This is a genomic window from Clostridium sp. BL-8 (assembly GCF_002006495.1).
Lineage (GTDB): Bacteria > Bacillota > Clostridia > Clostridiales > Clostridiaceae > Clostridium.
Genome location: NZ_LZZL01000164.1, coordinates 1 through 5,432, shown reverse-complemented (window position 1 = coordinate 5,432; position 5,432 = coordinate 1). Strand labels below are relative to the sequence as shown.

Genomic DNA, 5,432 nt, shown 5'->3' with positions numbered 1-5,432 from the left:
CCAATTATAATAAAGTTACAAAGTTGATAATAATTTTTTTCATAAATATTTACCCTATTAAATAAATATCCTAATAAAGAGTAACACTCATCTCCCCTTTTGATGTGTTACTCTTTATTATATTTTACGTGAGTCTTGGAGTACTAAGTTATTTTTTAAATCGCAATTTCAAATTTATTAATAATGTTTATATATATTGTTGAAATTCATTATAATTTACGTCAAAAAATTTAACACTAAATTTCTAAACTCTTTTTTATTGCTAAACATAGCCGGGTGATTTCCATTCTTAAAAACAACTAATTTAGAATTTTCTATTTTTGAATTAATGCTTTTTAATATATTTTCAATATTAGGTATTAAATCATCTTTCAAACTTCCTGTAATTAAAGTATCATTTTTTATATTTTTAAGATCATAATCAAAAAAATTTCCTATATTTCTTGCAAAATTCATAATTAAATTTGTATTTTGGTCAATAACATTTTCCCAATCAGAGCCATGCATCATAAACCAAAATAATTTTGAGCTTAGCTTACTTTTTGCTATTTTTCTATCATATAAAATTTTTTCAGCAAATTCATATTGTAAATTTTCTCCCATAAAACTATCCAAAATTATTTTATTAAATAAGTTTGGATTCGCAAATACAGCATTTAAAGCAATAATAGCCCCACCACTTGTACCTAAAAGGTTAACATTTTCAATTCCTATATACTTACATAATTCAATAATTAACATCCCATTAAATTGCCAATAATTTAATGGCAATTCACTTACTCTTTGAGACTTTCCCTGACCTACTAAATCTAGCAAAATCACCTTAAAGTTTTTAGAATAGAATTTTAATTCTGGCATAAACATTTTTGAGGACGCTGTATCCCCATGTATCATAACTAAAGGTTTTCCTTCACCATATACTCTGTAGTAAATATTAAGATTTTGATATTTAAAATAAGACATTTTTTACCTCCCAATAATAAACATAGTAAATTTTCCATATTGTCTACACGGGAGAATTAATAATCACTCTTGCATATAGACTATTAAAGTCTATTAAAAATCCCCATACTAATACCACCTTTCTCATAAATTATTAAATTACCATTATACAATTTATCCTTTGGTTAATTATAACATTTTTTAAAATTAAACAAAAAATGAAGTTCCTCTTAAAAGAACTTCACTTATAGTTTTATATACGTTTATTTAATGCTTTCAATTGCATTTTTTGCCCACATTGAATCCTTAAAAGCTGCTCTTCCTACCCCTATAAGATCAGCTTTGCCTGAAGAAATTAACTTCTCTGCAGCTTCTATTTTAGTTATTCCCCCTGTTAGTATAACTGGGATTGATATACCCTCCTTAATTGCCTCTGTAATTTCAGAAAAATATCCTTGTTCATTTTCTTTGCCTGGAACAATATAACCACAAAATCCTCCTGATATATCTAATATATCTATTCCTGCTTTTTGGAATTCTAATGCTGCTATTTTGCTATCTTCTATTGTTGTTCCACCTTCTGTATAATCACAAGCCCCAAGTCTAAGAAGAATTGGAAAATCACTGCCTACGGCTTCCTTTACAGCTTTTATTACTTCTAAATGAATTTTTATTCTGCCTAATACATCGCCTCCATATTCATCAGTTCTCTTATTTGTTAGCGGAGAATAAAATTGATTTAGAAGATATGCATGAGCAGAATGTATTTCTACTCCATCAAAACCTGCATCTTTCACACGCTTAGCTGCTACTTTAAAAGCTTCAATTATTTCTTTTATTTCGTCTTTATTAAGTTCCTTAGGAATATCTGATTTTGCACGTGGATTAATTATAGCTGAAGGTCCTACACTCTCATAACCTTCTGTAATCTCTATATTAGTTGCACTTCCTGCATGGTTAATTTGCATTATTGCTTTAGAACCATTTTTATGAATAACCTCAGCTAATTTTTTCAAACCTTCCATATTGCAATCCTCTGCTATAGAAAGCTGCCCTTTACTAGCTCTGCCTTGAGGTGTTATATAACTATGTTCTATAACAATTAAAGACATATATCCACCTTTAGATTTCTCATCATAATAATCTAATAAGTTCTGACTCACCATTCCATTATCTGATTTTGCAGTTGCCATAGGTGGAAACACCAATCTATTGTTTAATTTTAATTTACAGTTTTCTAAGCTTTTAAGTACATATGACATTTTTATCACGTCTCCCTTTTTTGTTTATTTTAATACTTATTATCAAATTACAATCTAAAGTGTAGCTTGTGAAAGTTTTGTAATTAGTCTTCATATAAATTTTCAATGAATAACTTTTTCAAAAATTCTTACCTTATTTCATTTTAATTAATCTATAAATTCCGATTAATTAAATCGCCAAATACAGATTAACACATCCAAACTTTTAATGCAATGAAAATCAAAAAGAGTAATAAATAGAATTCCAGCAGATTCTGCCAATTTATTTATTACTCTTACTTTATTCTTCCAACTCAATTTTAATCCATTTAGATATTTCCTTTAAGGTTTGTTCGTTTCTTCGGTAATATGTATACTGACCAATATTTCGTGATTCTATGAGCTGTGCTTCTTCTAATATTGATAAAAATCCAGATATAGTTGATTGACTTAATCCAGCTGTCTTTCTTATGGAACCTACACACACACCACCTTTAAAATCATCCATTACTGATAAATGTATTTGTGGATCAAAATTTTTCTTTGGATCTTTTAACCATAATAATATATTTAATCTAGTTTCATTCCCTAGTGCTTTAAAAATCTTTACTGCATCCATTGTTTTCATTCCTTTTAATGAATCTACTTTTATAACTAGATTAATAGTATCATATGTTTTTTGTAAAATGCAATATCTAAATATTTCTTGACTTTATCACATGAAAATGCTGTCCTTAACATAACGTTAACGTCATGTTTTAAGGAGATGTTCAATTCATATGTTAGTTTCATCGCCTGTGGTGCCGTCACATTCATCATGCTCGCGCTGTTGTTAGTTTATTTGTATGCAAAAAACGGCATTGAACTACTCCCTCAAAAATAGATTGTGTTGGGCAACCTAAGAATAGAATTAATTTGATTGCTGCTGCAAATGAGAAGATAATAAAAAAGGCATTGCTGCCTTTTTTAGTTGATAAATAGCAAAGGACGATTTCAAATTATTATTTTAGCATACAAATATTAGATTAAATTTTTAAATAATCTAAAATATGCCATTTTAATAATTTAATAACCATTCACCCATGTTTTTTGCTTCTAGTAGAACTTTTGAACGTTCTAACAACTCTTTTGGTTCACGTAAACCTCCAGTAATCAATGTCTTGTATTCTCCAAAGCCTAAAAATACAAGGCTTTTACCAGTCATATCAAAATAATCTTGGTACTGTGATATTATTCCTCCACCAAAAGTTGATACGAATAAGACTTTTTTATTAGGAGAAAGGTAGCTTGAATGATCTTCTTTCATGTAAGCAACGAGTCTATCAATAACAATTTTCAGCTGTGCAGACATTTGATAAATATATATAGGTGTAGCAAAGATAATACCATCAGCATCATTAATATCTTCATATATTAATTGCATATCATCCTTAATGGCGCATTTACCTGCTTTTTTACAGGCATTACACCCCTGGCAGCAGCTTATTTGCATTGTATTTAGGTTATAAGTTTTGATTTCAGTTTCTTTATTCTCCATTGATTTAGAAACTTCATTAACCAGCGCCATTGTATTTCCAGTTTTGTGTGGACTTCCATTTAAAATTACGATTTTTTTCATAGATATAAACATCTCCAATCTTTGATTAGTTCAAAATTCTTTTAATTCTTCTTTCTAAAAAAATTTCAACCACTTAGAATTTTTTTATTTGGCTTGTACTATAATTCATTGGCTTGTGTTAATATTAACATTTGGTTTATCATAGTAATAGATATTAATTTATACTAGTTATATTACTACCACGATAAAGGAAGGCAAAAGTTTATGGATAATCCAAAACAAAGATATAAAGAATTAGGAGATTTCTTAAAAACAAGGAGAGCAAAAATTTTACCTGCAGATGTTGGCTTGCCTGAAGGTACCCGAAGAAGAACAACTGGTCTTCGACGAGAAGAAGTTTCTTTTCTTTCAGGAGTTGGTTTAACTTGGTACACATGGCTTGAACAAGGACGCCCAATAACCATATCTCCACAAGTTCTTGAAAGTTTAGCTAGAACTTTGATGCTTGATAACGAGGAAACTATGCATCTTTACAATCTTGCAAAGTTAACACCCCCAGCTAGAATAGTAGCTTATGATAATACTGTTAATCCCATGCTTAAACATGTGTTAAATAACATAGAATTTTCTCCAGCAACTATACTTGATCATCGTTACAATGTGATTGCCTGGAATAAAGCTTCTGAAAAACTTATTTGTGATTATAATAAAATTGATGCATCTAAACGGAATATGTTAAAAATAATGTTTACAAATGAGGAATATAAAAAGACAATCATTAATTGGGAATCAACAGCACAAAGCATGCTTGCCAGATTTAGAATAGCTTATGGTAAATTTGTTGAAGATCCTTGGATTGACGACCTTGTAGAGAAACTAAAAAAAGAAAGTAATGAATTTAATTCATGGTGGACAATGCATAATGTTGAAATGGAAGAAGAAATAATAAAAAACATCAATCACCCAATTCTAGGAGAATTGAGCTTTGAGTATACCAGCTATATGGTTTTATCAGATAGGAATTTAAAGCTAACAATTCTTACGGCACTGCCTGGATCAGATACTGAAAAAAAGATAAAACAATTTCTAATTGATTAAACTACACTGCCTAAAATAAATACCTTAAAACATCATATTTTGTGAAGTTATAATATTTTTTATAACTTCACAAAACAGCTACTAAAAAAGCTAACTAAATTGATTTAATAATTTAGCTTTGCTATAATATTATAAAAAAACTAGGAGGATACAAATGTTTGAGAAAGATAGCTATGAAGAAGATGTAAAGTTATTTGAAGAAGTTACTTCTACACAAGCAGACGAATTATTATCTAATGAAGACTTCGCTGCTATATATATTGGTCGTGAGACATGCCCATTCTGCCGTAAATTTGCTAAAAAATTAAGTGGCTTGACTAGTAAAATTAACACAACTATTTACTATGTGGACAGTTCTGATTTTTCAGATGATTTACTTAGCTCATTTAGAAAAAAATATAATATTGTAACTGTACCAGGATTTATTGTTAGTAAAAATGGAGAAATAGAAGTTCGTTGCGATTCTTCAATTCCAGAGGACGAAATATTGGATCTATTAAAATAAATAATCAACTAAAGTTCTAGATATCCAACCTTGACTTAGACTTATGTGGTAACTTACCGAAATCACATACATTTTTATTCCGCAGGAC

Annotated in this window: 6 protein-coding genes; 2 read left to right on the top strand and 4 right to left on the bottom strand. The window is 29.1% G+C overall.

All coding sequences use genetic code 11. The features are described 5' to 3' along the window. Positions 1-216: 216 nt before the first annotated feature. The 4 genes from CLOBL_RS26665 to CLOBL_RS26650 form a co-directional block, all read right to left on the bottom strand. Positions 217-963: an alpha/beta hydrolase gene (locus tag CLOBL_RS26665; protein ID WP_077861767.1), complete on the bottom strand. Its 747-nt coding sequence runs from the start codon at positions 961-963 to the stop codon at positions 217-219. 242 nt (positions 964-1,205) lie between these two features. Then, positions 1,206-2,204: an NADH:flavin oxidoreductase gene (locus tag CLOBL_RS26660; RefSeq protein WP_077861766.1), complete on the bottom strand. Its 999-nt coding sequence runs from the start codon at positions 2,202-2,204 to the stop codon at positions 1,206-1,208. Positions 2,205-2,484: 280 nt separating this feature from the next. After that, positions 2,485-2,802, bottom strand: coding sequence for a metalloregulator ArsR/SmtB family transcription factor (locus tag CLOBL_RS26655; RefSeq protein ID WP_077861765.1), 318 nt, complete (start codon positions 2,800-2,802; stop codon positions 2,485-2,487). A gap of 438 nt (positions 2,803-3,240) precedes the next feature. Further along, positions 3,241-3,801: a flavodoxin family protein gene (locus CLOBL_RS26650; RefSeq protein ID WP_077861764.1), complete on the bottom strand. Its 561-nt coding sequence runs from the start codon at positions 3,799-3,801 to the stop codon at positions 3,241-3,243. A gap of 204 nt (positions 3,802-4,005) precedes the next feature. Between CLOBL_RS26650 and CLOBL_RS26645 the strand changes: the two genes are divergently transcribed. Continuing rightward, positions 4,006-4,839 (top strand): helix-turn-helix transcriptional regulator, encoded by an 834-nt coding sequence (locus CLOBL_RS26645; protein WP_077861763.1) that lies wholly within the window; start codon positions 4,006-4,008, stop codon positions 4,837-4,839. A 154-nt stretch (positions 4,840-4,993) separates the two neighbouring features. Next, positions 4,994-5,344 carry a thiol reductase thioredoxin gene (locus CLOBL_RS26640; RefSeq protein ID WP_077861762.1) on the top strand — a complete coding sequence of 117 codons (351 nt, stop codon included), beginning with the start codon at positions 4,994-4,996 and terminating at the stop codon, positions 5,342-5,344. Positions 5,345-5,432: the final 88 nt, after the last annotated feature.

What these genes read in the sequence shown, in the direction of transcription:
- CLOBL_RS26665 (WP_077861767.1), bottom strand. Translation starts at nt 963, where the DNA reads ATGTCTTATTTTAAATATCAAAATCTTAATATTTACTACAGAGTATAT.
- CLOBL_RS26660 (WP_077861766.1), bottom strand. Translation starts at nt 2,204, where the DNA reads ATGTCATATGTACTTAAAAGCTTAGAAAACTGTAAATTAAAATTAAAC.
- CLOBL_RS26655 (WP_077861765.1), bottom strand. Translation starts at nt 2,802, where the DNA reads ATGGATGCAGTAAAGATTTTTAAAGCACTAGGGAATGAAACTAGATTA.
- CLOBL_RS26650 (WP_077861764.1), bottom strand. Translation starts at nt 3,801, where the DNA reads ATGAAAAAAATCGTAATTTTAAATGGAAGTCCACACAAAACTGGAAAT.
- CLOBL_RS26645 (WP_077861763.1), top strand. Translation starts at nt 4,006, where the DNA reads ATGGATAATCCAAAACAAAGATATAAAGAATTAGGAGATTTCTTAAAA.
- CLOBL_RS26640 (WP_077861762.1), top strand. Translation starts at nt 4,994, where the DNA reads ATGTTTGAGAAAGATAGCTATGAAGAAGATGTAAAGTTATTTGAAGAA.